Genomic DNA, 1,161 nt, shown 5'->3' with positions numbered 1-1,161 from the left:
GAAAAAACTTCGGATTTTTATAGGTTGTTCCATCTGACAAAATGGCGAAATCTTTTAGTCCCACATCCATTCCAATGTAAGATTGGGTTTTTGGAAGTTCTTGCACTTCTGTTTCAACTAACAAGGACACAAAGTATCTGCCAGAAAGGTTCCTTCTAACCGTAGCATTTACAATACGTCCCTTTACTTCGCGACTCTTGGCAAATCGAACAAGACCTAGTTTCGGCAGCTTTATCTTTTTTCCTACAATGGCAATGTTTTCATTTGTTTGTTTTGTGGTGTAAGATTGTACGTTGTTTTTCTTAGATTTGAAACGCGGGGCACTAGTTTGTTTTTTGAAAAAGCGTATATAAGCATCCGCAAGGTTGCGAACAGACGACTGAATCGCAATACTATCCACATCTTTGAGCCAAACAAACTCTTTCTTCATAGCAGGAAGTTTGGCAGAGCATATACCATATGTCAAACCTTTTCCTGTTTCTCTGTATGCATTATCCCATAGAGATAGGAAGTGATTGAATACAAAACGAGAGCAGCCAATCGTTTTTTTGATTAGGATCGCTTGTGCTTGATTTGGATAGATACGAAATTTATATGCTTTATTAATCATCATTCATTTCACCTCCATTTCGGCATGTGTCTATTATATAACAAACATACATTCGATAGATAGTGAAGTAACAGTTTATGTATGTCGAACAATTAAGATGGCTTCCTGCCATCTCTTGTCCGAAGCCAATTCATCTCCTACCTACTCACTTCGCGTTCCTTGAGGAAGGAGTCTTCTTGGCTAAAATGATAAATTAAGTCAAAGTCACAACTCTAAAACATAATATAAATACATTACTACACAAAATGCATAGTAAAATGGAACTAATACTCTCATATCTATATAAAGAATTAATGTGGATATTGTTTCATTTGAAAAATCTATCAATAGAGTAGTGGAAATTTAATTGCTTATTTGAATTGGAATTAGTAAACGATATTGACTATTTTAATTATAATTAAAGGCGAACTAAAAGAAATGAATACTGTATAATACAGTACTCATTTCTACATAGTTATTTAGGGGTACCGCCCACATCGCTATCAAGCTAAGCTCATACAACGTCAATTATAGTAGAGAGTGTTTCTTTTTTCTAAAGGTTATGTGTAAGG

General features: G+C 34.7%; 1 protein-coding gene. It reads right to left on the bottom strand.

Translation table 11 applies throughout. The annotated features are described in order from the left end of the window. A partial coding sequence (locus G9F74_RS29385; RefSeq protein WP_165406426.1) for an RNA-guided endonuclease TnpB family protein occupies positions 1 to 613 on the bottom strand: 613 nt, incomplete at its 3' end. Positions 614 to 1,161: the final 548 nt, after the last annotated feature.

Origin of the sequence: Bacillus sp. EKM202B, from assembly GCF_011066025.1 — a bacterium.
GTDB lineage: Bacteria > Bacillota > Bacilli > Bacillales > Bacillaceae_G > Bacillus_A > Bacillus_A toyonensis.
This window is presented reverse-complemented; position numbering and strand designations above follow the sequence as displayed.